Origin of the sequence: Dietzia sp. MNB45 (genome assembly GCF_051994785.1) — a bacterium.
Classification (GTDB): Bacteria; Actinomycetota; Actinomycetes; order Mycobacteriales; family Mycobacteriaceae; genus Dietzia; species Dietzia kunjamensis.
The window spans coordinates 1,967,986-1,992,942 of the sequence record NZ_CP163397.1 but is presented as its reverse complement, the minus strand read 5'-3'; the positions used below and the strand labels follow the sequence as shown (position 1 = coordinate 1,992,942).

Annotated in this window: 24 protein-coding genes; 17 read left to right on the top strand and 7 right to left on the bottom strand. The window is 69.8% G+C overall.

Annotated features, from left to right (window positions below; translation table 11 throughout):
* Positions 1–11 precede the first annotated feature (11 nt).
* Positions 12–584, bottom strand: coding sequence for a M23 family metallopeptidase (locus tag AB5G72_RS09565; protein WP_440219748.1), 573 nt, complete (start codon positions 582–584; stop codon positions 12–14).
* A gap of 469 nt (positions 585–1,053) precedes the next feature.
* Between AB5G72_RS09565 and rpsB the strand changes: the two genes are divergently transcribed.
* The 5 genes from rpsB (at position 1,054) to AB5G72_RS09540 (ending at position 5,474) form a co-directional block, all read left to right on the top strand.
* Positions 1,054–1,950, top strand: a complete 897-nt coding sequence (gene rpsB / locus AB5G72_RS09560; RefSeq protein WP_440219747.1) for a 30S ribosomal protein S2 — start codon at positions 1,054–1,056, stop codon at positions 1,948–1,950.
* A gap of 205 nt (positions 1,951–2,155) precedes the next feature.
* Positions 2,156–2,980: a translation elongation factor Ts gene (gene tsf / locus AB5G72_RS09555; RefSeq protein ID WP_185950420.1), complete on the top strand. Its 825-nt coding sequence runs from the start codon at positions 2,156–2,158 to the stop codon at positions 2,978–2,980.
* A gap of 241 nt (positions 2,981–3,221) precedes the next feature.
* Positions 3,222–3,947 (top strand): UMP kinase, encoded by a 726-nt coding sequence (pyrH, locus tag AB5G72_RS09550; RefSeq protein ID WP_154827684.1) that lies wholly within the window; start codon positions 3,222–3,224, stop codon positions 3,945–3,947.
* A 50-nt stretch (positions 3,948–3,997) separates the two neighbouring features.
* Positions 3,998–4,555 (top strand): ribosome recycling factor, encoded by a 558-nt coding sequence (frr, locus tag AB5G72_RS09545; protein WP_154827682.1) that lies wholly within the window; start codon positions 3,998–4,000, stop codon positions 4,553–4,555.
* A gap of 40 nt (positions 4,556–4,595) precedes the next feature.
* A complete protein-coding gene (locus AB5G72_RS09540) occupies positions 4,596–5,474 on the top strand; it encodes a phosphatidate cytidylyltransferase (RefSeq protein ID WP_067717620.1) in 879 nt (292 codons plus the stop codon).
* Between the two features lie 92 nt (positions 5,475–5,566).
* Here the strand turns inward: AB5G72_RS09540 and AB5G72_RS09535 are convergent, their stop codons facing one another.
* Positions 5,567–5,992 carry a LapA family protein gene (locus AB5G72_RS09535; RefSeq protein ID WP_132061113.1) on the bottom strand — a complete coding sequence of 142 codons (426 nt, stop codon included), beginning with the start codon at positions 5,990–5,992 and terminating at the stop codon, positions 5,567–5,569.
* Positions 5,993–6,076: 84 nt separating this feature from the next.
* Here AB5G72_RS09535 and rlmN point away from each other — a divergent pair, with 84 nt between their 5' ends.
* Positions 6,077–7,186: a 23S rRNA (adenine(2503)-C(2))-methyltransferase RlmN gene (gene rlmN / locus AB5G72_RS09530; RefSeq protein ID WP_067717626.1), complete on the top strand. Its 1,110-nt coding sequence runs from the start codon at positions 6,077–6,079 to the stop codon at positions 7,184–7,186.
* Between the two features lie 145 nt (positions 7,187–7,331).
* Here rlmN and AB5G72_RS09525 read toward each other — a convergent pair whose 3' ends face one another.
* Positions 7,332–7,718, bottom strand: a complete 387-nt coding sequence (locus AB5G72_RS09525) for a DUF2631 domain-containing protein (protein WP_096905327.1) — start codon at positions 7,716–7,718, stop codon at positions 7,332–7,334.
* A 163-nt stretch (positions 7,719–7,881) separates the two neighbouring features.
* Between AB5G72_RS09525 and dxr the strand changes: the two genes are divergently transcribed.
* From dxr to AB5G72_RS09485, 8 genes are all read left to right on the top strand, one after another.
* On the top strand, positions 7,882–9,045 hold the full coding sequence (gene dxr / locus AB5G72_RS09520; protein ID WP_440219746.1) for a 1-deoxy-D-xylulose-5-phosphate reductoisomerase: 1,164 nt from the start codon (positions 7,882–7,884) through the stop codon (positions 9,043–9,045).
* A gap of 3 nt (positions 9,046–9,048) precedes the next feature.
* The gene (locus AB5G72_RS09515) at positions 9,049–10,269 is read left to right on the top strand and encodes a M50 family metallopeptidase (RefSeq protein WP_276534116.1); all 1,221 of its coding nucleotides are present in this window, start codon (positions 9,049–9,051) and stop codon (positions 10,267–10,269) included.
* 135 nt (positions 10,270–10,404) lie between these two features.
* Positions 10,405–11,553, top strand: coding sequence for a flavodoxin-dependent (E)-4-hydroxy-3-methylbut-2-enyl-diphosphate synthase (gene ispG / locus AB5G72_RS09510; RefSeq protein WP_082923994.1), 1,149 nt, complete (start codon positions 10,405–10,407; stop codon positions 11,551–11,553).
* Positions 11,554–11,556: 3 nt separating this feature from the next.
* The gene (locus tag AB5G72_RS09505) at positions 11,557–12,411 is read left to right on the top strand and encodes a GNAT family N-acetyltransferase (protein WP_154827676.1); all 855 of its coding nucleotides are present in this window, start codon (positions 11,557–11,559) and stop codon (positions 12,409–12,411) included.
* Between the two features lie 174 nt (positions 12,412–12,585).
* Positions 12,586–13,071 carry a hypothetical protein gene (locus tag AB5G72_RS09500; protein ID WP_440219745.1) on the top strand — a complete coding sequence of 162 codons (486 nt, stop codon included), beginning with the start codon at positions 12,586–12,588 and terminating at the stop codon, positions 13,069–13,071.
* Entirely contained in the window at positions 13,071–13,256 is a 186-nt protein-coding gene (locus AB5G72_RS09495; protein ID WP_154827674.1) for a hypothetical protein, read from the top strand. The genes AB5G72_RS09500 and AB5G72_RS09495 overlap by 1 nt, the downstream gene beginning before the upstream one ends.
* Before the next feature lie 46 nt (positions 13,257–13,302).
* Positions 13,303–14,178: a type I methionyl aminopeptidase gene (gene map / locus AB5G72_RS09490; RefSeq protein ID WP_253001892.1), complete on the top strand. Its 876-nt coding sequence runs from the start codon at positions 13,303–13,305 to the stop codon at positions 14,176–14,178.
* 105 nt (positions 14,179–14,283) lie between these two features.
* The gene (locus AB5G72_RS09485; RefSeq protein WP_440219744.1) at positions 14,284–15,762 is read left to right on the top strand and encodes a flavin-containing monooxygenase; all 1,479 of its coding nucleotides are present in this window, start codon (positions 14,284–14,286) and stop codon (positions 15,760–15,762) included.
* Between the two features lie 101 nt (positions 15,763–15,863).
* Here AB5G72_RS09485 and mtr read toward each other — a convergent pair whose 3' ends face one another.
* Both mtr and AB5G72_RS09475 read right to left on the bottom strand, forming a co-directional pair.
* Positions 15,864–17,264, bottom strand: a complete 1,401-nt coding sequence (gene mtr / locus AB5G72_RS09480; RefSeq protein ID WP_440219743.1) for a mycothione reductase — start codon at positions 17,262–17,264, stop codon at positions 15,864–15,866.
* Positions 17,265–17,269: 5 nt separating this feature from the next.
* On the bottom strand, positions 17,270–18,307 hold the full coding sequence (locus AB5G72_RS09475) for an alpha/beta hydrolase (RefSeq protein ID WP_440219742.1): 1,038 nt from the start codon (positions 18,305–18,307) through the stop codon (positions 17,270–17,272).
* A gap of 133 nt (positions 18,308–18,440) precedes the next feature.
* Here AB5G72_RS09475 and mqo point away from each other — a divergent pair, with 133 nt between their 5' ends.
* Together mqo and cobA are read left to right on the top strand one after the other, a co-directional pair.
* Entirely contained in the window at positions 18,441–19,937 is a 1,497-nt protein-coding gene (gene mqo / locus AB5G72_RS09470) for a malate dehydrogenase (quinone) (RefSeq protein ID WP_082923978.1), read from the top strand.
* A gap of 135 nt (positions 19,938–20,072) precedes the next feature.
* Positions 20,073–21,311, top strand: coding sequence for a uroporphyrinogen-III C-methyltransferase (gene cobA / locus AB5G72_RS09465; protein ID WP_440219741.1), 1,239 nt, complete (start codon positions 20,073–20,075; stop codon positions 21,309–21,311).
* A gap of 32 nt (positions 21,312–21,343) precedes the next feature.
* On the opposite strand, the gene AB5G72_RS09460 is transcribed toward cobA, so the two are convergent.
* Together AB5G72_RS09460 and AB5G72_RS09455 are read right to left on the bottom strand one after the other, a co-directional pair.
* On the bottom strand, positions 21,344–22,372 hold the full coding sequence (locus AB5G72_RS09460; protein WP_440219740.1) for a hypothetical protein: 1,029 nt from the start codon (positions 22,370–22,372) through the stop codon (positions 21,344–21,346).
* Complete coding sequence (locus AB5G72_RS09455) at positions 22,369–23,118, bottom strand: YaaA family protein (RefSeq protein ID WP_154827660.1); 750 nt, start codon at positions 23,116–23,118, stop codon at positions 22,369–22,371. The genes AB5G72_RS09460 and AB5G72_RS09455 overlap by 4 nt, the downstream gene beginning before the upstream one ends.
* 81 nt (positions 23,119–23,199) lie before the next feature.
* Between AB5G72_RS09455 and AB5G72_RS09450 the strand changes: the two genes are divergently transcribed.
* On the top strand, positions 23,200–24,954 hold the full coding sequence (locus AB5G72_RS09450) for a proline--tRNA ligase (RefSeq protein WP_440219739.1): 1,755 nt from the start codon (positions 23,200–23,202) through the stop codon (positions 24,952–24,954).
* Positions 24,955–24,957: the final 3 nt, after the last annotated feature.

Here is a 24,957-nt window from a genome sequence, read left to right as displayed (position 1 = left end):
CGGCCCGGGCGTCAGCCGGCTCCGTCTCCGGGACGTGTGGGCTTGAGGCGGATCGGCCGTTCGGAGTCCGCGAGCAGTGACAGCGGATCGACGTAGTCGTCGTCGTCACCGGACGGGTCACCGGAGGTCACACGGGCGCCCCAATGCAGGCACGCCGAGGCCGGACACCCGGGGTGGCCGGCGAGGAGCCGGCCCACCTCCCCGCCCGCGATGACGCGATCACCGGCCCGGACGGTGGCACGCACCGGCTCGTAGGTGGTGCGAAGGCCGCCACCGTGGTCGATCGACAAGACGGGTCGACCTCCCACGGCCCCGGCGAACAGGACCGTCCCGTCCGCGGGCGCCCGCACCGGGGCGAGCACCGTGCCGACCAGATCGACCCCACGGTGCCCCCGGAGCCATCGCTGGGCGGGCGGATCGAACGGGGTCGAGACCGAGACCGGACCCGGCAGGGGGCTGCCCATGCCCACCCGTGACCCGAACGGCGCGGCGTCGGCCACCGGGACGACGGCGAGGATCCCCGCTGCCAGGCCGGCACAGGCGCGGTGGCGGAGCCGTCGTCGATCGACCCGGTTCGACTGCATACCGTGAGTCCACCGCACGCACCCCGGAGCCGACCATGGGGGATCGGAACTTGTGGACAGGATGGACGACCATCCCCAGCGACCGCCGCACACGGGCATCCCCGGGAGCCGCCACGCACGGGACTCACCCGCGACCGCGGTTCGCGATGCCCGGATCACGCCCGGGTGGGCCGCCTTGGAGGGGCGCGCCCGAGGGGTTATGCTTCCGGTGCGGTCGACTCTGCGTCGATCGACTTCGCGTGTCCTGCGGCAGCCCGGTTCCCGGGAGCCGCATCCGGGCCCCGGGGCCATGAGCCCCGGCCCCCCGGACGCCGGACCAGCAGGTGCCCCCGCCCGACGGGGGTCCGGCCCGGCGCGGACACCAGGGCCCGCGGCCACCCGGCTCGAGGGCGAAACCCGATACACAGAAAGCGAGGACGAGGGCCTCGCGGTCCGGCTGCTTCCAAGCCGGACGAGCCCTCAACCCATCATGGCAGTCATCTCCATGAAGCAGCTGCTCGACGCAGGTGCCCACTTCGGCCACCAGACCCGCCGCTGGAACCCGAAGATGCGTCGGTTCATCTTCACCGACCGCAACGGCATCTACATCATCGACCTGCAGCAGACCCTGACGTACATCGACCAGGCGTACGAGTTCGTCAAGGAGTCCGTCGCCCACGGCGGCACCGTCCTGTTCGTCGGCACCAAGAAGCAGGCCCAGGAGGCCATCGCCGAGGAGGCCGCCAAGGTCGGTATGCCGTACGTCAACCAGCGTTGGCTGGGTGGCATGCTCACCAACTTCCAGACCGTGCACCAGCGGCTCGTCCGCCTCAAGGAGCTCGAGTCCATGGAGCAGTCGGGCGGATTCGAGGGTCGCACCAAGAAGGAAATCCTCATGCTCACGCGTGAGAAGAACAAGCTCGAGCGCACGCTCGGCGGTATGCGTGACATGAGCAAGGTCCCCTCCGTGGTGTGGGTCGTCGACACCAACAAGGAGCACATCGCCGTCGGCGAGGCCCGCAAGCTGAACATCCCGGTCGTCGCGCTGCTCGACACCAACTGCGACCCGGACGTCGTCGACTACCCGATCCCGGCGAACGACGACGCCATCCGCTCGGTCACCGTGCTGACCCGCGTCATCGCCTCCGCCGTCGCCGAGGGACTCAAGGCCCGCTCGCAGGCCGGCAAGGCCACCGGCGAAGAGGCCGAGCCGCTCGCCGAGTGGGAGACCGAGCAGCTGGACCAGGTCACCGGCGCCGCCACGGCAGAGGGTGCCGAGGCACCCGCCGAGGTCACCGGCACCGAGTCCCCCGTGGCCGAGGCCCCCGAGGCCGACGCCCAGGATATCGCGGCCGCCACCTCCGAGGCGCCGGCCACCGAGGCCTGATCCTCACCACCAGCTCGAGCACCGTCGGGCCCGGCCGCCCACGATCCCCACGGGGATCATCCGGGGGCCGGGCCCGAGGTGTCGGAGGCGGTGGGCGGACGATCCACCGACGCCCCGGCGTCTAGGGTGGAGGCGATCGCCCGCCGACCGACTCAGAACACTTTTCCGACAGATCACGAACCCCTTTAAGGAGGGTCGCCCCACCATGGCGAACTACACCGCTGCCGACGTCAAGCGTCTGCGTGAGCTCACCGGCTCCGGGATGATGGACTGCAAGAAGGCTCTGGAGGAGACCGACGGCGACTTCGACAAGGCCGTCGAGGTGCTGCGCATCAAGGGCGCCAAGGACGTGGGCAAGCGCGCCGAGCGCACCACGGCCGAGGGCCTGGTCGCCATCAAGGACGGCGTCATGATCGAGCTCAACTCCGAGACCGACTTCGTCGCCAAGAGCGCCGAGTTCATCGCACTGGCCGACAAGATCGTTGAGGTCGCCGCGGCCCAGGGCATCTCCGACCTCGACGCGCTGAACGCCGCCGAGCTCGACGGCACCACCGTGGCCGACTCGGTCGTCTCCTTCTCCGCCAAGTCCGGCGAGAAGCTCGTCCTGCGCCGTGTGGGCAAGCTCGACGGTCCCGTGGCCGTCTACCTCCACAAGCGTTCCTCCGACCTGCCGCCCGCCGTCGGCGTCATGGTCGCCTACTCCGGTGAGGGCGAGGCCGCCGAGGCCGCCGCGCGCTCCGCCGCGATGCAGGTCGCCGCTCTGAAGGCGCAGTACGTGTCCCGCGAGGAGGTGCCCGCCGACATCGTCGCCAAGGAACGCGAGATCGCCGAGGCCACCGCCCGCGAGGAGGGCAAGCCCGAGCAGGCGCTGCAGAAGATCGTCGAGGGACGCCTCAACGGCTTCTACAAGGATGTCTGTCTGCTCGACCAGCCGTCGGTGACCGACAACAAGAAGACCGTCGGCGCCCTGCTGGACGAGGCCGGCGCCAAGGTCTCGGCGTTCCTGCGTTTCGAGGTCGGCCAGGCCTGACCACGGCCCGAACCCGCCGTAGCGGGTTCCCGAACGACGGCGGTACCCGGTTTCCCGGGTACCGCCGTCGCCGTCTGCACGGTCGGGTGTGCCCGTACCCGGCGGGCTGGAGTGTGGCGGTCGTGGCGATAGGGCAGAATGAACCCGGTCCCACCACGGACCACACGCCACTCCGGCCAATCGATGTCGGGGGCGTGAACGCGCGCGACACGGGCTGGATCCGCCCGGGACGAGGAGAGGGATGACCGACCCGCGGGACGGCTACAAACGTGTGATGCTCAAGCTCGGCGGCGAGATGTTCGGCGGCGGCGGCGTGGGGATCGACCCGGACGTGGTGCAGTCCGTCGCCCGGCAGATCGCCGATGTCTCCCGGACGGGGGCGCAGATCGCGATCGTGATCGGCGGCGGCAACTTCTTCCGGGGTGCCCAGTTGCAGCAGCGCGGGCTCGACCGGGCGCGCAGCGACTACATGGGGATGCTCGGCACCGTCATGAACTGCCTGGCACTGCAGGACTTCCTCGAGCAGGAGGGTGTGTCGACCCGTGTCCAGACCGCCATCCACATGGGACAGGTCGCGGAGCCGTACATCCCACTGCGCGCGGAACGACACCTGGAGAAGGGCCGCGTCGTGATCTTCGGGGCCGGTATGGGCATGCCCTACTTCTCGACCGATACCACCGCAGCCCAGCGCGCGCTGGAGATCAAGGCCGACGTGCTGCTCATGGCCAAGGCGGTGGACGGCGTCTACTCGGACGATCCCCGTACCAATCCCGACGCCGAGCTCTTCAGCCGGATCGAGCACCGCGAATGCCTCGAGCGGGGCCTGAAGGTGGCCGATGCCACCGCGTTCAGCCTGTGCATGGACAACGACATGCCCATCCTCGTCTTCAACCTCCTCACCGAGGGCAACATCGCGCGCGCCGTCGCCGGTGAGCAGATCGGGACGCTCGTGTCCAGCACGGCCTGACACGTCCTCGACCCGACCACGGACACCGACCCCAACGAAAAGGGACAGACATGATCGACGACACTCTGCTCGAGGCCGAGGACAAGATGGAGAAGGCGATCGAGCACGTTCGCGACGAGCTCTCCGCCATCCGCACCGGCCGCGCCAACCCGGGCATGTTCAACCGCGTGTTCTGTGAGTACTACGGGAGCATGACTCCCATCACCCAGATGGCGACCATCTCGGCACCCGAGCCGCGCATGCTCATCATCAAGCCGTACGAGATGTCGCAGATCGGTCCGATCGAGAACGCCATCCGCAACTCGGATCTGGGCGTCAACCCGACCAACGACGGCCAGGTCCTCCGCGTGACCGTGCCGCAGCTCACCGAGGAGCGGCGCCGGGATCTGGTCAAGCAGGCCAAGAGCAAGGCCGAGGACGGCCGCATCGCCGTCCGAGGCGTCCGGCGTAAGGCGATGGACGAGCTCAAGCGCATCGACAAGGACGGCGAGGCCGGCGAGGACGAGGTCAACGCGGCGGAGAAGGAGCTGGACAAGCTCACCCAGCGGTTCGTCGGCGAGGTGGACGAACTCGTCAAGGCCAAGGAAGGCGACCTGATGGAGGTCTGACCTCCGCGACACCCATCACCCGAGAACCGAGGAGTATGCCGTGGACCCCGCACCCCAGGGCCCGCCCGGGCCCACCGCCGCGGCCGCCGCACCTCCGTCGCGCGCCGGCCGTGACCTGACCCGGGCGATCCCGGTCGGGGTCGGCCTGGGCGCGCTCGTTATCGCCAGTATCGCCTTCACCCCCCGCGCGTGGTATCTGGTCGCCGCTGGCGCCGTCGCCGTCGGCACCTGGGAGGTCTTCAAACGCCTACGGCAGGCCCGGTTCGCGCTTCCCCTGTTCCCGCTGCTCGCAGGCGGGCAGGCCATGGTCTGGGCGGGTTACCTCAACGGGGCGGAAGGCGCGTTCGCCGCGTTCGCCGTCACCGGCGTGGTCGTCCTGGTCTGGCGTCTGCTCATGGCCGGTCTGACCACCGCACCGAAGAACTACATGCGCGACGTGTCGGTCGCGGTGTTCGTGTTGGTGTGGATCGCGGTTCCGGGAGCCCTCGGCGCGATGCTGTCGGACGGTGACTACGGCGCGCAACGGGTCGTGGCCCTCATCCTGCTGGTCGTGTGCTCCGACGTCGGGGGGTACGTGGCGGGGGTGCTCTTCGGTAAGCACCCCATGGCCCCGGCGATCAGCCCCAAGAAGTCCTGGGAGGGATTCGCCGGGTCGATCCTGTTCGCCACGGTCGGTGGCGCACTCGTGGTCGCCCTGCTCTTCGACGACAGCATCTGGAAGGGCCTGTTGCTCGGCGTCCTGACGGTCTTCACCGCGACGCTGGGCGACCTGGTGGAATCCCAGGTGAAGCGGGACCTCGGAATCAAGGACATGGGCACGCTCCTGCCGGGGCACGGCGGATTCATGGACCGCCTCGACTCCGTGCTGCCCACCGCGGTGGTCGTCTGGGTCATCTTCACCTACGTCGTGCCGACCTGAGTCGTCGACCACCTCCGTTGGCACGGGTGACGTCGGCACGGGGCGAAGCCGCGAAGTGAGCGGACCCTCCGACCCGCGCCGGGGGTCGCGCGTCAGTGTCGGGCGGTCAGTTTGCGCGCCTTGCGTGCGCGCATCCGCAGCTGGAGGATCCGGAAGCCGGCGAACAGGGCCATGATCAACGCGCCGGCGATCGCGGCGAAGAGGATCAGCACCCCAAGCGGGAGGGTGAACTCCAACCCGAGAAAACGGACGTCGGTCGAGGTCGTGTTCTGCGCGATGAAGATCAACAGCAGGATGGTGACAAGCGCGCCCAGGACCAGACCCACCCACGCGGAGCCCAGAAGTCCCCCCGACGAATCGGGGACAGCATCCTGCTCGTGGGTGCGTGTCGCAGGGGTCGACTCGTCGGCGGGAACGAGGGTGGAGTCCGCGTGGGTGTCCTCGAGGGGGATCTCGTCGCGCCCCTCGACGGGGGCGGCGTGACGACGGTCTGTCGGGTCGTGTGATCGCTGTGCCATACCTGGACTGTATGCGCTGGCGGCGTCGGACGGCACCGCTCGCGATGTGTTGCGGTCGCCCGTTTCTGACACAATGGCCGCATCATGGCTGAACCTCTCCCGCTCGTTTTTGACGCCCCCCGCCGAGGGCTGCCCCCTCGTCACTTCGCCGACCTCGACGCCGACGGTCGCGAGGCGGCGATGGGTGAGCTCGGAGTTCCCGCATTCCGCGGCAAGCAGCTGGCCAACCAGTACTTCGGGCGCCTCGAGGCGGACACCCGCGAGATGACCGACCTGCCGGCCGGCCTGCGGGAGAAGGTCGGAGAAGAACTGTTCCCCTCGCTGACCTCGTCGCTACGACACGTCACCACCGACGAGGGCACCACGCGTAAGACCCTGTGGAAACTGCACGACGGTTCGTTGGTCGAGAGCGTTCTCATGCGTTACCCCGACCGGGCGACCGTGTGCATCTCGAGTCAGGCCGGCTGCGGGATGGCGTGCCCGTTCTGCGCGACGGGGCAGGGCGGTCTGCAACGCAACCTCTCGGCAGCCGAGATCCTGGAGCAGGTCAGGGTCGCCGCCCGCGCCATGCGCGACGGTGAGATCCCGGGCGGGCCGGGGCGACTGTCCAACGTCGTGTTCATGGGCATGGGGGAGCCGCTCGCCAACTACAAGCGCGTCATGACCGCCGTGCGAGGCATCATCGCCCCGCCGCCGTCGGGATTCGGTCTGTCGCAACGCGCGGTCACCGTGTCGACGGTGGGCCTGGTCCCCGCCATCCACAAGCTGGCAGAGGAGGGGCTCCAGGTCACCCTGGCGGTGTCCTTGCACACCCCGGACGACGAACTCCGGGACACCCTGGTGCCCGTCAACAACCGGTGGCCGGTCTCCGAGGTCATGGACGCGGCTCGTCACTACGCCGATGCCACGGGGCGGCGGGTGTCCATCGAGTACGCGTTGATCCGTGACGTCAATGATCAGACCTGGCGGGGCGAGATGCTCGGTCGACTGCTCGCCCAGCGTCTCGGGCCCATGGCGCACGTGAACCTCATCCCGCTCAACCCGACGCCGGGCAGCGAGTGGGACGCCAGCCCCCGCCATCAGCAGGACGCCTTCGTCGCCGCCGTGCGCGCGGCCGGGGTCTCGTGCACGGTGCGCGACACCCGCGGCCAGGAGATCGACGCGGCGTGTGGTCAGCTCGCGGCCGAGGGGTGAGCGCGGGGGAGTGAGCGTGGGGAGTGATCGCGGGGGAGTGATCGCTGGGGAGTGACCACTGGGCCACCCACTGAGAGCTACGGACGACGAGAAGGGCCGCCACCACTCCATCGAGTGGTTGCGGCCCTTCTCGGGTCGACCGGAGTCAGTGCCTGGCCGGCGCCCGGCCCTGCGGGTTCCGGGCGGCCTCGGCCCCTACGTGACCCGAGGCGGCGGCGCCGACCACCGCGTAGTGGTCCGAGGAGACCTCGAAGACACGGTTCCGCTTGAGGGTGTCGTCCTTCTTGGGTCGCAGCGACAGGAACATCCAGATCGCGAGGAACACGGCGACCGCCACCAGCCAGATGTCCTCCACCCGTCCAATGTGGTTGCCGAACAGCATGGCCAACAGGAACAGGACGAAGAAGCCGCCCGTGACGAGGCCGACCTTCCTGCTGTGCTGGTGCCAGCCCCACTCGACCGAGGGCTCGTCGAGGGTGCTGATCCCGTCGACGACGATCTCCTTGCTGGTGTGGTGCCCGTCCGCGCTCATGCTCCCCGGTTCTCCTCACGGCTCGCTGGCAGCCCTGCGGGCCGCCGACATCGTGCCCAGTTTGTCACACGCCGTCCGGCGGTCGACGGGTAACCCGCCGGTCCCCGCCACACCTGGGGCCGCTGATGCGGCATCAGGTGGCTCCGGCGTGGACAATGGCGGGGTGACCACGCGCGTTCTCGTCCTCGGCAGTACCGGCTCGATCGGTACCCAGGCCCTCGAGGTGACCTCGGAGGCCGGACCCGGCCGTTTCGAGGTCGTCGGTCTGGCGGCCGGCGGTGGCCGGATCGATCTGCTGGCGGAGCAGATCCGCCGGACCGGCGTCCGGTTCGTCGCGGTGTCCGCCCCGGCCGCGGCCGAGCGGATCCGGTCGGCGTTCCCGGAGGCGACGGTTCTCGACGGTCCCGGGGCCGCCACCGAGCTCGTGGGGGCGGTGGAGGCCGACGTGGTGCTCAACGGAATCGACGGGTCCATCGGCCTAGGGCCCACCCTGGCCGCATTGCGTACGGGTGCGCGGCTGGCGCTGGCGAACAAGGAGTCACTCGTCGCCGGGGGCGCCCTCGTCACCGGCGCCGCGGCCCCGGGCCAGCTCATCCCCGTCGACTCCGAGCACTCAGCGATGGCGCAGTGTCTGCGGGCGGGGACGGCGGACGAGGTGGCGTCACTGGTGTTGACCGCCTCCGGCGGGCCCTTCCGGGGCCGTACCCGCGCCGAACTGGAAGGTGTCACCGCGGAGCAGGCGCTGCAGCACCCCACGTGGGCGATGGGCAGGATGATCACCCTGAACTCCGCGACCCTGGTGAACAAGTCCCTGGAGCTCATCGAGGCACACCTGCTGTTCGGGGTTCCCTACAATCGGATCGACGTGACCGTCCACCCCCAGTCGGTGGTGCACTCGGCGGTGACCTTCGTCGACGGCGCGACCGTGGCGAAGGCCTCCCCGCCGTCGATGAAGCTGCCGATCGCGTTGGCCCTGGGGTGGCCGTCACGGATTCCCGGGGCGTCGACCCCGTTGGACTTCTCGCAGTCACACACCTGGACCTTCGAGCCGGTGGACTCCGAGACGTTCCCGGCGATCTCGGTGGCCCGGGCGGCGGGCGAGGCGGGGGGTCTGCGGACCGCGGTGTTCAACGCGGCCAACGAGGAGGCCGCCCCGGCGTTCCTGGACGGCCGGATCGGGTTCACCGCCATCGTCGATGTCGTGGCGGAGACCGTGGGCGCAGCCGATCAGTGGTCGTCCGATCCCCGGGATCCGGATGACGTCGCGGCGGCGGAGTCCTGGGCGCGGCGGTACGCCGGAGCCCTCGTCACGAGCCTGGAGGGCTGAGTCGTGCTGGTGTTCGGGATCGTGCTGTTCGCCCTCGGGATCATGGTGTCGATCGTGCTGCACGAGTACGGCCACATGCGGGTCGCGCTGTGGTCGGGGATGAGGGTTCGCAGGTTCTTCGTCGGGTTCGGTCCCACCCTGTGGTCCGTCCGGCGTGGTGGGATCGAGTACGGGCTCAAGGCGATCCCGCTCGGCGGGTTCTGTGACATCGCCGGGATGACCGCGTACGACGAACTGTCCCCGGAGGACGAACCGCGGGCGATGTGGCGCCAGGCCTGGTGGAAGCGCGTCGCGGTGTTGTTGGCCGGGCCCTTCATGAACGTCGTCCTGGCGATCGCGTTGTTCTACACGGTCGCCCTCGGTTGGGGTCTGGTGAACCGGGACGTCCAGCCGATTCCCACCGACCGCGTCGCGGCCGTCGTGGGGGACACCTGCGCGGGGGCGGACCGGTGCGGGACCGGGGTGGGTCCGGCCGGCGAGGCGGGGATCCTGCCGGGCGACCGGATCACGTCGGTCGACGGCGTCCCGGTGGCCAGTTGGGACGACCTGTCCACCGTGGTCTCGGCGCGGCCCGGTGAGACCGTGCCGGTGGCGGTGGAACGCGACGGGGAGACGATCACGACGACGACGACGTTGACCTCGTCGAGCATCGACGGCGAGCAGCGGGGTGCGCTCGGGGTCCGGCTCTCGGAGGACGGGATCCCACGGGAGATCCTCGACGATCCCGCCTACCAGACGGTCAACACCTACGACGCGCTCAGCGCGGTACCCGCGACTCTCGTCTTCACCGGGGAGATGGTCGAGGCGACCGTCGAGGGGCTCATCTCGTTCCCGGCCAAGATCCCGGCGGTGGCCGCGTCGATCTTCGGGGGCGAGCGGGCGGACGACTCCCCGGTGTCCGTGGTGGGGGCCAGCTACATCGGCGGGCAGGCGGTCGAACAGGGGCTGTGGAGCCTGTTCCTGCTGTTCCTCGCCGGCCTCAACCTGTTCCTGGGGGCGTTCAACCTCGTGCCCCTGACCCCGTTCGACGGCGGCCACATCGCGGTGGTGTTCTACGAGAAGATCCGGGACGCCCTCCGTCGTCTGCGTGGCCTCGCGCCGGGCGGCCCGGCGGACTACGAGAAGCTGGCGCCACTGACGATGGGGGTGTTCGTACTCCTCATCGGTGTCTCCGCGATCGTGATCACCGCCGACTTCGTCAACCCGATCCTGCTGCCCGGCTGAGCCGGGCGCACACCCACCTCGCACCGGCGCCCGGTTACCCGGATAATGGGATGCGGGACCTGCGAGCACCCGGCTGGCAGCCCCTACGGAAGGCCTGAAGTGAACGACTCCTCCTCGATCCCAGTGGGACTGGGCATGCCCGACGGCCCGCCGCCGGTCCTCGCGCCCCGGCGCACGACCCGGCAGCTGTTCGTGGGCCAGGTGGGCGTGGGCAGTGATCATCCGGTCTCGGTCCAGTCCATGACCACCACCAAGACCCACGACGTCAACTCCACCCTCCAGCAGATCGCCGAGCTCACGGCGTCCGGGTGTGACATCGTCCGCGTGGCGTGTCCCCGGCAGGAGGACGCCGACGCGCTGGAGACCATCGCGCGGAAGTCCCCGATCCCCGTGATCGCGGACATCCACTTCCAGCCCAAGTACATCTTCGCGGCGATCGATGCCGGGTGTGCCGCGGTGCGCGTCAACCCGGGCAACATCAAGGAGTTCGACGGACGCGTCAAGGAGGTCGCCAAGGCCGCCGGTGACGCGGGCATCCCCATCCGTATCGGTGTCAACGCCGGGTCACTGGACCCGCGCCTGCTGGCCAAGTACGGCAAGGCCACCCCGGAGGCGCTCGTCGAGTCGGCGATGTGGGAGGCCTCGTTGTTCGAGGAGCACGGCTTCGGCGACATCAAGATCTCGGTCAAGCACAACGACCCGGTGATCATGGTCGAGGCCTACCGACGGCTCGCCGCGCAGACCGATTACCCGTTGCACCTCGGCGTGACCGAGGCCGGGCCCGCGTTCCAGGGCACGATCAAGTCGGCCGTGGCGTTCGGTGCACTGCTCTCCGAGGGGATCGGCGACACCATCCGGGTCTCCCTCTCCGCCCCGCCGGTGGAGGAGATCAAGGTCGGCACGCAGATCCTGCAGTCGCTGAACCTGCGTCCGCGCAAGCTCGAGATCGTCTCGTGCCCGTCGTGTGGGCGAGCCCAGGTGGACGTGTACAAGCTCGCCGACGAGGTCACGGCCGGACTGGAGGGGATGAGCGTCCCCTTGCGTGTGGCCGTCATGGGCTGCGTCGTCAACGGGCCCGGCGAGGCCCGCGAGGCCGATCTGGGTGTCGCGTCCGGAAACGGCAAGGGCCAGATCTTCGTCAAGGGCGAGGTCATCAAGACCGTGCCGGAGGCGATGATCGTGGAGACGCTCATCGAGGAGGCCATGCGGATCGCCGAGGAGATGGGCGAGCCCGTGGGGGATGCCGCCGAGGGCCAGGGGCCCCAGGTCAAGGTCACGCGATAGACCGTGACCGACACGGCTGCCCCGGAGACCGGGCTCGGCGGGTGCCGGGCGGTCGGTCGGGGAGAGTCGCGGGCGCTCGGCGACGTGCTCGCCGCCGACCCGTTGGTCTCCGCGCCGGCGGCGGAGAAGTTCGCCACGTCGGGTGTCGCCGCCGGCACCGACGGACGGTTCCTCACCTTGGGCGGGCCCGAGCGGTCTCTCGTGTTCGTCGGCAGTTCGGTGTTGCCGCTCCGGGGCGACGCCGCGGATCAGCGCGCTCTCGGTGACGCGGTGGCCCGACTGGGACTCGGGCCCATGTCGGTGCACGGTCGGCGCGACCTGGTCGCCGGCATGTGGCCGGCCCTGCGAGAACGCTGGGGCGAGGCCCGGGAGTACCGGGCTCACCAGTTCCTCATGGCGCTCGAGGGCCCGCTCGATCCGGCGCTCGTCCTGGACGGGATCCGGGTCGCGACGCTGGAGGAGTTCGAACCGGTGCTCGCCGCCGCCGCGGCGATGTACCGCGAGGAACTGCGCGCCGACCCGTTCGCCGTGGGCTCCGGGATTCCGTTCCGGCGCCGCGTGGCGCGGTCCCTCGCGCGGGGGAGGACCTGGGTGGGGATCGACGACGGCGAGGTGGTCTTCAAGGCCGATGTCGCCGCGATCTCCCCGGAGGTCGCCCAGATCCAGGGCGTATGGGTACACCGAGACCGGCGGGACGCCGGGCTGGGGTCCGGCGGTACCGCCGCGGTGTGCGCCGCCCTCTGCTCACGGGGGCTCCGACCTTCCCTGGTGGTGAACGGGTCGAACGGCGCAGCCCGCGCCGCTTATCGGCGGGTGGGCATGGTCGACTCCGTCGAGTACGCGACGGTCCTGCTGTGAGTCATCTCGCCCGCACCGACCCCGAGCGGGGTACCCCCCGGCCGGCGGCTACGGGATCGGCCACGCCTGTGGGAAAGTGGAGCGTAGTCAGACCACGGACCCCGGAAGGTGTAATCCGATGACAGACAGTGCGGCAGTGCGCGCCGTGGGCGGCGCCCTCCGGGGGAGGGCCGTGTGAGTACCCCGATGACAGCACAGGTCACCCGGGCGCCCGCGGCCGCGACGGGGCCGGCGGTGGTGGCGCCGGTGACCATGACGGGCCCGGTACCGGAGGCGGCTGTCGACCCGGGCTTCCGTTCGCTGCGGCCGGCCGACCGCGCCATGCGGCGTCTGCTCGGCGTCCGGGGCGTCGACCGCAAGGCCGGCTCCGGCGCCCACCGGGCATTCCGGATCTCGGTGATGGTCTCGGCCGTGCGGTGCCTCATCACCTACCTCGCGATCCCGATTCTAGTGCCGCTGCTCAGCCTATCCGGCTGGGTCGCGGCGCCCGTCGGTATCGCGTTGTGTGTGGTCGCCGTGGTGAACGGCGTGGTCAGCGTCCGCCGGTTCTGGGCGTCCGACCACGCGAAGCGCTGGATGTACACCGGCTTCATGGCGGTCGTGTTCGCGATCCTCGCCGTGGCGATGGTCTCCGAGTTCCACCGACTGGGGGTGATCTGATGGATCCGCGACAGGACTCCGACCCCGGTGTGGACACAGCGGCTGACGAGACGGCCCCGGTGACGCCCGACGATGCCGGCCCGCCCGCGAAGGGAGAACCCGGCCAGTCGTCCGCGGACGTGATCACGATGTGCCTGTTCGGGGCGATGGTGCTCATCGCCTCGGTGTGCTTCGTCATCTGGTGACCGGACCGGGGCGACCGATCGCGCCGGGCGGGCCTATCCTGGGGGCATGACCACCTCCACCCGTCAGCCTCTCGTCCCAGGTGAACCCACCCCGATCCGGACCGTTCCCGAATCGATCCCGCGGCCGGAATACGCCTGGCGCGACAGTGTCGACGAGGCCAACGGGGAGCCGTGGGTACAGCCCGCGGAGGTGATCGACGCGATGCGCGTGGCCTCCAGGATCGCCGCGGACGCCCTCGTGCTCGCCGGCGAGGCGGTCGAGCCCGGCGTGACGACCGATGAGATCGACCGGGTCGTACACGAGTTCCTGTGCGACAACGGGGCCTACCCGTCGACCCTGGGGTACAAGTCGTTCCCCAAGTCGAGCTGTGTCTCGCTCAACGAGGTGATCTGCCACGGCATCCCCGACACCACGGTGATCCGTGACGGGGACATCGTCAACGTCGACGTCACGGCGTTCATCCACGGTGTCCACGGTGACACCAACGCGACGTTCCTGGCAGGGGACGTCAGCGAGGAGGTCAGGCTCCTGGTCGAGCGCACGGAAGAGGCGATGAACCGGGGGATCAAGGCCATCCGACCCGGTCGCGAGGTCAACGTCATCGGGCGGGTCATCGAATCCTATGCCCGGCGTTTCGACTACACGGTCGTGCGGGAGTTCACCGGCCACGGTGTCGGCCCGACCTTCCACAACGGTCTGGTCGTGCTGCACTACGACGAGCCGTCCCGGACCGAGGTCCTCGAGCCGGGCATGACGTTGACAGTCGAACCGATGATCTCCCTCGGCGGGCCGGGCTTCGACGTCTGGGACGACGACTGGACCGTCACCACCGCGGACAAGGCGTGGACCGCCCAGTTCGAGCACACCGTCGTCGTCACCGAGGACGGATACGAGATCCTCACCCTACCGTCCGGTTCCTGAGCGTGTCCGGTGCCCGCGGGCGCACCCGGCCGGTCGGGAAGAGTGTATGGACGATCGTCCTGATGTGCCCCTCGGTCGTGGACAATCCGGGGCATACTGTCCACCATGATCGATACCCCTCGTGGACCCGTGGAGCAGATCGACCTGGTGGTGGTGGGCGCCGGCTTCGGCGGAATCGCCATGGCCGACCGTCTGTTGGGGGAGGGGCGTGGCCGGGACTTCCTCGTCGTGGAGGCCGCAGATTCGGTGGGGGGCACCTGGCGCGACAACACCTACCCGGGGTGCGCCTGCGACGTCCCCACCGCCCTGTACTCGCTGTCCCGACACGCCCACCCCGGTTGGTCCCACTCGTTCGGGAGGCAACCGGAGATCCGGGCCTATCTCGAGTCCGTGACGGACCGCATCGGCCTGCGTGACCGACTCGTCACCTCCTGCGAGGTGACCGCGGCGGTGTGGGACTCGGCGTCGGCGCACTGGGTCGTGGACACGAGTCGCGGTCGGATCCGGGCACGCGACCTGGTGGTGGCCTCGGGGGCACTGTCCGCCCCCTCGATCCCCCGGCTACCCGGTCTGGAGTCGTTCGAGGGCCAGGTGTTCCACTCCGCGAGGTGGCGCCACGACATCCCGCTCGAGGGCCGGAGGGTCGCCGTCGTCGGAACGGGGGCCCCCGCGGTCCAGTTCGTCCCCGAGATCGCCGGGCCCGCCGAGCACGTCACGGTCTTCCAGCGGACCCCGGGCTGGATCCTGCCCAGGCTGGACCGATCGATCTCCGGACGCCGTCAGCGGCTCTACCGACGCTTCCCGTTGGTGCAGCGGCTGATCCGGGGGCGGATCTACCTGGGTCGTGAGCTCTACGTCGTGGTGTTCACGCGGGCGCAGTTCCTGCTGCGGTTCTTCGAATGGTTCGCACGGTTCTACCTCTTCCTCAAAGTGCGGGACCGCGGGATGCGCCGTGCGCTCACCCCCGACTTCTCGATCGGGTGCAAACGGGTGTTGCTCACCAGTCAGTGGCTCCCCGCCCTCAGCCGGTCCGATGTGACCCTGGTGTCCGGCGCGGCGTCGGCTGTCACCCCGCGCGGGCTCGTGGCCGACGACGGCACGGAGCATCCGGCGGACGTCATCATCTTCGGTACCGGCTTCCAGCCGACCGAGCCGCCCATCTCCCGCGTGATCACCGGCGCGGACGGGCGCACCCTCGCCGAGCACTGGGATGGCAGTCCGCGAGCGCACAACGGCATCACCGTGGCGGGGTTCCCCAACCTGTTCCTGCTGTACGGCCCCAACACCAACCTGGGGCACTCGTCGATCGTGTACATGCTCGAGTCCCAGGCTGATCACGTTCTGCGGTTGCTCGACCTCGCCGGGCGGGAGGCCCGACGCACCATCGAGGTGCGTCCGGAGGTGGAGGAGTCCTACGCCGCCCGGATGGACCGCGAACTGGCGCACACGGTGTGGAACCAGGGGGGCTGCTCGAGCTGGTACATCGACTCGCGGGGACGTAATTCCCTGCAGTGGCCGACGTTCACCTTCCGGTACCGCGAGCAGGTCCGCACCGTCGACCCGGACGACTTCGTCCTCGCCTGAGGCCGGCGGGGAGCGGGTGTCACCCGCCTCGCGGCCCCGCCCCCGAGCGCCGGTCCACCGATGTCGGCCCCGGTCGTCTGCCTTCCGGCATCGTCCGGCAGCTAGAAGCCGCGGTCCGGGAAGTCCAGTCCCAGCAATGCGTTCTCGACGACCTCGGCCATCGCCGGGTGGATCCAGTACTGCTTGCGCGCGAGGTCCGGCACCGTGATCTCGAACTCCATGGCCTGGATGAGGATCTGCACGAGAGACGGGGCGTGGGCGCCCATGAGGTGGGCGCCCAGGAGCAACCCGGTGGCGCGGTCGGCGATGAGCTTGCAGCACCCGACCGAGTCCTCCATCGCCCAGCCGTACGCCACGTCGCCGTAGTCCTGGGTCTTCACGGTCACGTCGTACCCGGCCGCGCGGGCCTCTGCTTCCGTCAGCCCGACCGACGCGACCTGTGGCCAGCTGAACACGGCGTACGGCACGTGACTGTGGTGGAACGGCTGCAGGTTCTCCGGGTGGTTGAGGTTGTGGCCCAACACCCGCTGCTCGTGGTTGGCCACGTGCTTGAGCTGGAACGGCGAGCTCACGTCGCCCAGCGCCCAGACGCCCTCCGCGGTGGTGTGGCCGAACTCGTCCACGCGGACCCGCTCGCCGTCCATCTCCACCCCGGCCGCGTCCAGACCGAGCAGGTCCCCGTTCGGTGTCCGACCCGTGGCGACCAGCAGCGCGTCGCCCGCGCAGGTCGACCCGTCCTCGAAGGTGATCTCCACGCCCCGGCGGTCGTCACCGGTCGCGGTCATCGAGGTGACGTGCTGGCCGAGGCGGACGTCCCATCGCCCCCGGGCGGCGTCCGTGAACCGCTCCGCGAGTTCGCGGTCGAGATGCTTGAGCAGTACGTCCGACCGGCCGATGACGGTGACCTCGACGCCCAGCGCGGAGAACACGTGCGCGAACTCGCAGGCGATGAACCCGGAGCCCTGGATGACCATGGACTTCGGCAACTCGGCGATCCGCATGACGTCGTCGCTGGTGTGGTAGGCGACGCCGGCCTCGGTGACGATCTCGGGGATCGACGGCCGTGCCCCCGCAGCGATCACGACGGAGTCCGCGGTGATGATCTCCCCGGTTCCCGTGTCGATGGTGCGCGGGCCGACGAATGTCGCGTGACCGTCGAACACCGTGACGTTGTCGCAACGGTTGCGCCGGTAGTCCTCCCCGCTCGACGCGATCGGGTCGATGCGCCGGTCGAAGACCCGCGAGACGATGTCCGGCCACCGGACCCCGTCCAGAGTCGAATCGACACCGTAGGCGGACGAGTGCCGGATGGAGGTGGCCGTGTCGGCGGCGTAGACGAACATCTTGGTGGGGATGCAGCCGACGTTGAGGCAGGTGCCACCGAACGTCCCCTTCTCGCAGATCGCCACGGACTTGTCGGCGAACGATTCGTCGATCAGCGAGTTGCCGCTGCCCGTGCCGATGACGACCAGGTCGAAGTGGCGGGAGGGGGTCTGGGTCATGGGGTTCAGGACTCCTTGGTGTGTGAGGACAGGGTCTGGTCCAGCCAGCGCCCGAGATGGTCGAAGACCACCTCGAGGACGTCGGCGCGGGAGAGGAAGACGTCGTGCCGGGCACCCGGTACGGGGATGTCGGTGACGTCACGGGAGACACGGTCGGCGAAGCGCTCCATCGACCGGACGTCCAGGATCAGATCGGTGTCCACGTCGAGCACGGCGCCCCGTGGGCGGGCCCCGACCGACGACGCCGTCGAGCGGAGCAGCAGGACCGGGAGCGGTAGGTCGACCCCGGACTGTAGCCGCTTCTGGGCGCGCCGGACCGCGGCGAGCCACCCCGCCCGGACACCCACCCCGCCGGGGGGCTTGAGCGTGGTGTCGAAGTGGTAGTCACCGTCGTGGTCGACGTGCGTGCTGATCACATACCGGTCAGAGGTGGGTAGCGGCAGCCGGTAGAAGGGTCGGAGGGATCCGAGAGTGCGGATGACGGGGTCCAGCACGGGGCGGGCGTGTTCCGGGACGTCGAGCTGGAACCACGGGGAGTTCAGCACCACCCCCACGACGGGGGCGAGGGCACCCCTGTCGCGACGTCTGCCCAGCCACAAGGGCACCACCAGCCCCCCGGTCGAGTGGGCGGCCACGAGGACCGGCGTTCCAGGGTGCTCGGAGACGATCACGTCGAGGGCCTGGTCCAGCTCGTCGTCGTAGCTCTCCAGGTCGGTCGTGAAGTGCGGTGTCAGACCTTCTCGCCGGGACCGGCCACATTTGCGCAGGTCGATCCCGTAGGTCGCGAACCCGCTCGACGCGAGGAACTCGGCGAGGTGGGTGTGGAAGAAGTAGTCCGACAGGCCGTGGACGACCAGGACGACGGCGGTGGGATCGTTCGGTGCGTCCTCGTGGCGGACGAGGGTCGCGGAGATCTCACCCTCACCGTCTGGATCGGCACCGAGGGGTAGGTCGCGCCGTGTGTACGACGGCCCCAGCAGATCCGGGGCCCACTGGGGGTCGGATCCGTCGGGGGCGCCGGGATCTGGAGAGGGCGTAGACACGGCGACCACCCTAGTCCGGTGTGTCCCGCGCCCGGCGCGGTGAGTAGTCTGAGGACCCTGTGGGCGCGGGCCTGTCGGGACGACCCGCGTCGACGAGAGATTCGGGTCCACGACCAATGAGCGAGGGTAGCCGGTGACTTCAGACCAGGTGGCAAAGCACGGAACGACGGATGTGGCGCTCATCGGCGCGGGCACCATGAGCGCGACTCTGGGTGCCCTGCTGCGGCGGCTCCAACCGGACTGGGACATCCAGGTGTTCGAACGGCTCGAGGGGCCCGCTCTGGAGTCCTCTGACGCGTGGAACAACGCCGGAACCGGGCACTCCGCTCTCTGCGAGCTCAACTATTCGCCCAAGACCGCCGACGGCGATGTCGACATCACCAAGGCCGTCAGCGTCAACGAGAAGTTCCAGGTCTCCCGGCAGTTCTGGTCGTACGCGGTCGAGAACACCATCCTCGGCGACCCCACCGAGTGGATCCGCCCGGTCCCGCACATGAGTTTCGTGGCGGGCAAGGACGGTCAGGACTACCTCCGGAAGCGTTACGACAAGCTCGCCGGGCACCCGCTCTTCCCGGGAATGGGTCACACCACCGACTTCTCCGAGCTGGAGCGGCTCGTTCCGCTCATGGCCCGCGGTCGCTCGCCCGAGCAGCCCTTCGCCCTGAGCCACTTCTCGAACGGCACCGACGTCAACTTCGGTGCGCTCACCCGGCAGCTCATCAAGTACCTCACCCGCACGGGCACCGAGGTGCACTACCAGAACCAGGTCAAGGACCTCGAGCGCAACAGTGACGGCAGCTGGCGGCTGACCGTGGCCAACCGGCACACCGGTGACGAGCGCACCGTCGACGCCAAGTTCGTGTTCGTCGGCGCGGGTGGCGGTGCCCTGCACCTGCTCCAGAAGTCCGGCATCCCGGAGATCAAGGGCATCGGTGGCTTCCCCGTGGGCGGCCAGTGGCTGCGCTGCACCAACCCCGAGCTCATCGAGCAGCACCAGGCGAAGGTCTACAGCCAGGCCTCCGTGGGCGCGCCGCCCATGTCGGTGCCGCACCTGGACACCCGCGTCATCGACGGCAAGAAGGGTCTGCTGTTCGGGCCGTTCGCCGGGTGGACCCCCAAGTTTCTCAAGATGGGCAGTTTCCTCGACCTGCCGTCGAGCATCCGGGCCGGGAACCTGCTGCCCATGGCCAATATCGGCCTCACCGAGATGAGCCTGGTCAAGTACCTCATCACCGAACTCGCGAAGAACCACGGTGCGCGGGTCGACGCACTGCGCGACTTCGTGCCCTCGGCGCAGGACGGGGAGTGGGAGAAGGTCATCGCCGGCCAGCGTGTCCAGGTGATCAAGCCCAGCGGCCGGGGCGGAACCCTCGAGTTCGGCACCGCCGTGGTCAACGCGGCGGACGGGTCCATCGCGGGTCTGCTCGGAGCCTCCCCGGGCGCCTCCACCGCGGTGGACGCCATGGTCGACGTGCTCAAGCGCTGCTTCCCGAGCCGGTTCGCGGACTGGACCCCGGCCCTCGAGGAGATGATCCCCTCGCTCGGCCGGGACCTCGCCGAGGAGCCGACCCTGTTCACCGAGCAGTTCGAGCGCTCGACCCGCACCCTGAAGCTCGACCAGAAGGCCTGACGGAACGGCGCTGATCCGCCACCACGCACCATTCCTCATCCCCTGGTCGCCCGACGTGGTGGCCGGGGGGTGAGTCGTGTCACGGGCCCCAGGCCGGGGCCTGGGGCCGAGCCGGGGGCGGATAGGATCAGCAGCATGATCCGGCCTGTGAACCCGTACCCCGTCGGTCTGGACCTCGAAGGCCGTCGTGTCGTGGTGATCGGCGGAGGGTCCGTGGCGCAACGACGCATCCCCGTGCTGCTCGAGGCGGGTGCGGTCGTGCACCTCGTGAGCCCCGACGTCACGCCCACGCTCCAGGGCCTCGTAGACGCCGGGCGCATCTGGTGGGAGCCACGAGAGTACGAATCAGGCGATCTCGAGGGTGCGTGGTACGTGGTCGCCGCGACGAGGAACTCTCTGGTCAACGCCCGGGTCGCGGCCGAGGCCGAGCAGAACCGCACCTTCTGCGTCCGGGCTGACGCCGTGACGTCGGGTTCCGCGGTGACCCCGGCGGTGGTCCGCAGGGGCGAGATGCTCGTCGCAGTTCTCACCGGCGACCGCGCGCGTACCGCCGAGGCCCGGGACGTGGTCGCGCGGGCCCTCAGCGACGCGGGGGCGGAGGCACCCGAGGTCGACGAGGCGCTCCGGGGCACGGTGGCGTTGGTCGGAGGCGGGCCGGGGGCCGACGACCTCATGACGGTGCGTGGACGTCGACTGCTCGCCCGCGCCGACGTGGTCGTGGCCGACCGTCTCGCCCCCCAGCGCCCACTGGCCGAGCTGCGGGCGGACGTCGAGATCGTCGATGCGGCCAAGATCCCCTACGGGCGGGCCATGGCGCAGGACGCGATCAACGAGGTGCTGGTGGACCGGGCACGAGCCGGCAAGTTCGTGGTCCGCCTCAAGGGCGGGGACCCGTTCCTCTACGGGCGTGGCTACGAGGAGGCGCAGGCGTGCGCGGAGGCGGGAGTGCCGTGCACGGTCGTGCCGGGCGTCTCCAGCGCCCTCGCGGTCCCGGCCCTCGCGGGGATTCCCGTGACCAACCGCGGGATGACACATGAACTGACGGTCGTGTCCGGGCATCTCCCGCCCGGACACCCGGGCTCCCTCATCGACTGGGACGCCCTCGCGCGCATGCGCGGGACCCTGGTCGTGTTGATGGGAGTCAAGAACTCTCCGGCGATCGCCGAGACGCTCATGGCGGGGGGCCGCTCGTCGGACACCCCCTCCGCGGTGATCGTCGACGGCAGTCTCGACGGGCAGTCGACCTTTCGCTGCACGCTCGGCACCCTCACCGACACCCTGGCGACCCACGAGGTCAGGCCCCCGGCCATCGTGGTGGTCGGCGACGTGGCCGGGCTTCCGCAGGCGCTGTCCACGGACCTGCGGCACCGCTGACGCATCCCGACGCCGGGCGTGGTGCGTGCCCGTCAGGAACCGACGCGGCGCCGCTCGGTCAGGAAGACGTCCGAGTAGGTGGCCGGATCCTGACCGCGTAGGTGCGAGGTGTGGTCCTGCATGACCAGCCGCGCCGAACAGACGTTGCGGATCGCCACCAACTCGACTTCCACGCCTGGGAGTTCCTCCGCCAGGCGGCGCGCGATCGCCAGTCCCTCGCGGTACCAGTCGACCGGATCGACGCCGTCGGTCCAGACGGGCACGCCGTAGCCGTAGCCGAGGAAACCGAGGGCGGCGCCGCTGTCGTCGACGCTGCTCCCGTAGTCCACGAATCCGCGCCGCCAGTCGTCATTCCATCGCAGGATCCGGCTCTCCAGGTCAGGGGTCAGTCCGAGGCTGCGAGGCGTGGCGAAGTCCATGAACCCTTCCCTGAGGCGGGGAGGCTGGTAGTAGGGGAGCCGTCCCGCCCACAGTCCCCACGTGACGCCGTACTCGGGCATGAGTCGGATCGTCGGCGTGCGGTCGGGGTCGGGTCCGTTCCCCGGCGTCCGCCAGCCCTCGGTGCGCACGTACTCGCCTCGCAGGGGGTGGACGTAGTCCAGTTGCTCGGCGGCCAGCTCACACAGGACATACCGCTCGGCGGTGCAGAACACCGCTGTTCCGGGCAGGCTCACCTCGAGCCGGTCGGCGAGCTCGTGGCCGCGGTCGAACCAGACCATCTCGTCGAAGCCCTCGCGCCATACGGGTTGATCGACGGGGCGGTCGCCGAGATGGACGAAGTTCTCCTCCCATTCCTCGATCCACCCCTCGAGGTCGTCCCGCAGCTCGCCGGGGATGTCGAGGTCGGCGGCCACGCCCTGATCGTGTCGCCGATGTCCGGGCGGGAAGGCGGAGGACGAACCGAAGAGGTACGCCCCGTAGTACTGGACCGGGGACAGGCACAGACGGGGCAACGAGGCGAGCCCCGGCTCCTCCTGAAGCCGCCAGGCGGCGCGGGAACCGTGCGAGGGGAGGACCCGTGGTGTGGCGGGGACGGCGTCGGGATCGGGACTCGAACTCACGGCTCCGTGACCATGGTGAGAACCGTATCCGAGGTGCGCTCGAGGGTGTGCCCGGCCCGACGGGCTACCCGGAGGAGCGCGGCGACGTCACCCATCTCGGCCCGGGACGTGGCGAGCGTCCGGGCGAGGAGACCCTTGTGATGCTTGGAGAAGTGCGAGACCACCTTGCGCGTGCCGTCGGGGTAGTCGGTGACGACGTCGACGGTGATCGCCCCCGGGACCGGCCCCAGCTGGTGGTAACCGCCGGAGCGCAGGTCCACCACGAGGTCGTCGCCCCACCCGGTGGTGGCGGCGGTGAGTGCCGGCTTCCAGGTCGAACGCAGGGTACCCAGTCCGGGCAACTGCGTCCCGGCAGAGAGGCGGTAGTGCGGAATAGGGTCGATCGCACCGAGCAGGCCGAAGAGGGCCGAGCCGATCCACAGCCGCGACTCCGCTCGTGACCGGGTGGCCGCGGTGAACGAGGCGGGGTCGAGGGCGTCGAAGAGGACGCCGGTGTAGCGACTCAGCGCCGACGCGGTGGGGGAGGTCCACAGGTCGGCGTTCAGTGTCACCTCGTGGCCGAGTTTCTCACTCAGCCCGAGCGCGTCGCGAGCTGCCGCCGCCTCGCCAGAGCACAGCGAGACGAGGGAGTCGGCGACGGTGCGGCGGGTTCCCTCGAGCTCGGGGAGCGAGAGCGCGGCCAGGTCGAGCGGTTCCCCGGACCCGCCGACGGATTTGGTCTCGGAAGGGGACAGGAGGATACGCACCCGGCTCAGGGTACCGAGGCCACCGGTAGCCCCGACGGCGGGCGGTGGGTCCGCGAGCAGGGGCGGCTAGGCTGGTGCATCGTGATCACGCGTCTGTCCCACCTGTTCCTGCGCACGCTCCGCGATGACCCGGCCGATGCCGAGGTCCTCAGCCACAAACTGCTGGTCCGCGCCGGGTACGTCCGCCGCGTCGCTCCCGGCGTGTACTCCTGGCTGCCGCTGGGTCTGCGCACCCTCCGCAGAGTCGAGCAGGTGGTGCGCGAGGAGATGAACGCCTTCGGCGCGCAGGAGATCACCCTGCCCGCACTCCTGCCGCGGGAACCGTACGAGACCACCGGACGGTGGACCGAGTACGGCCCGGCGTTGTTCCGGCTGAAGGACCGCAAGGGCAACGACATGATGCTCGGCCCCACCCACGAGGAGCTCTTCACGCTCACCGTGCAGGGCGAGTACTCCTCGTACAAGGACCTGCCCGTCACGCTGTACCAGATCCAGACCAAGTACCGCGACGAGGAGCGACCCCGTGCCGGGATCCTGCGCGGTCGCGAGTTCGTCATGAAGGACTCGTACTCGTTCGACGTCGACGATGCCGGACTCGAACGCTCCTACCGGGCCCACCGGGAGGCGTACCGACGCATCTTCGACCGTCTCGGGATCGAGTACGTCATCTGTGCCGCCACCTCCGGTGCGATGGGTGGTTCCGCCTCCGAGGAGTTCCTCGCGGTCTCCGCGGCGGGCGAGGACACGTTCGTCCGCTCCACCGACGGAAGCTACGCGGCCAATGTCGAGGCCGTCGTCACCCCCGCACCCCCCGCTCTCCCGATCGAGGGTTCGCCGCGCGCGGTCGTGCACGACACCCCGGACGCGCCGACCATCGAGACGCTCGTCGCCTGGGCGAACTCCGCCGACCTGGGCCGGGAGGTGACCGCCGCGGACACCCTCAAGAACGTGTTGCTCAAGGTGCGTCAGCCCGGTCAGGACTGGGAGTTGCTGGCCGTGGGCCTACCGGGTGACCGTGAGGTCGACATGAAGCGGGTCGAGGCCGCGCTCGAGCCGGCGGAGGTCGAGATCCTCGACGAGGCCGATTTCAAGGCCAACCCGTTCCTCGTCAAGGGGTACATCGGCCCGCGCGCGCTGCAGGAGAACGAGGTCCGCTACCTGGTCGACCCGCGGGTGGTCGACGGCACGGCGTGGATCACCGGAGCCGACGAGCCCGGCAAGCACGTGGTGGACCTGGTGTGCGGCCGTGACTTCACCCCGGACGGCACCATCGAGGTCGCCGAGGTGAGGGAGGGCGACCCGGCACCGGACGGGCACGGCACCCTGACCCTGGCGCGCGGGATCGAGATCGGCCACATCTTCCAGCTGGGCCGGAAGTACACCGACGCCTTCGGGTTCGACGTGCTGGGCGAGAACGGCAAGCCCGCGAGGGTGACCATGGGGTCGTACGGCATCGGGGTATCGCGTCTCGTGGCGGTACTCGCGGAGCAGTTCGCCGACGACAAGGGTCTGGTCTGGCCCGCCGAGGCCGCGCCCGCGGACGTCCACGTGGTGATCGCCAACAAGGACGATGCCGCGATCTCCGGAGCCGCGACCCTGGTGGAGGCGTTCGACCGCGCCCGACTCGAGGTGCTCTTCGACGACCGCAAGGCCTCACCCGGTGTGAAGTTCAAGGACGCCGAGCTGATCGGTGTGCCGTGGGTGGTCGTGGTGGGTCGCGGCTGGTCCGAGGGCACAGTCGAGCTGCGCGAGCGCGCCACCGGTGAGGTGACCCAGGTGCCGGTGGACGGTGCCGCGGAGGAGATCGTCCGGTTGATCGGTGCCGGCCGCCCCTGAGCC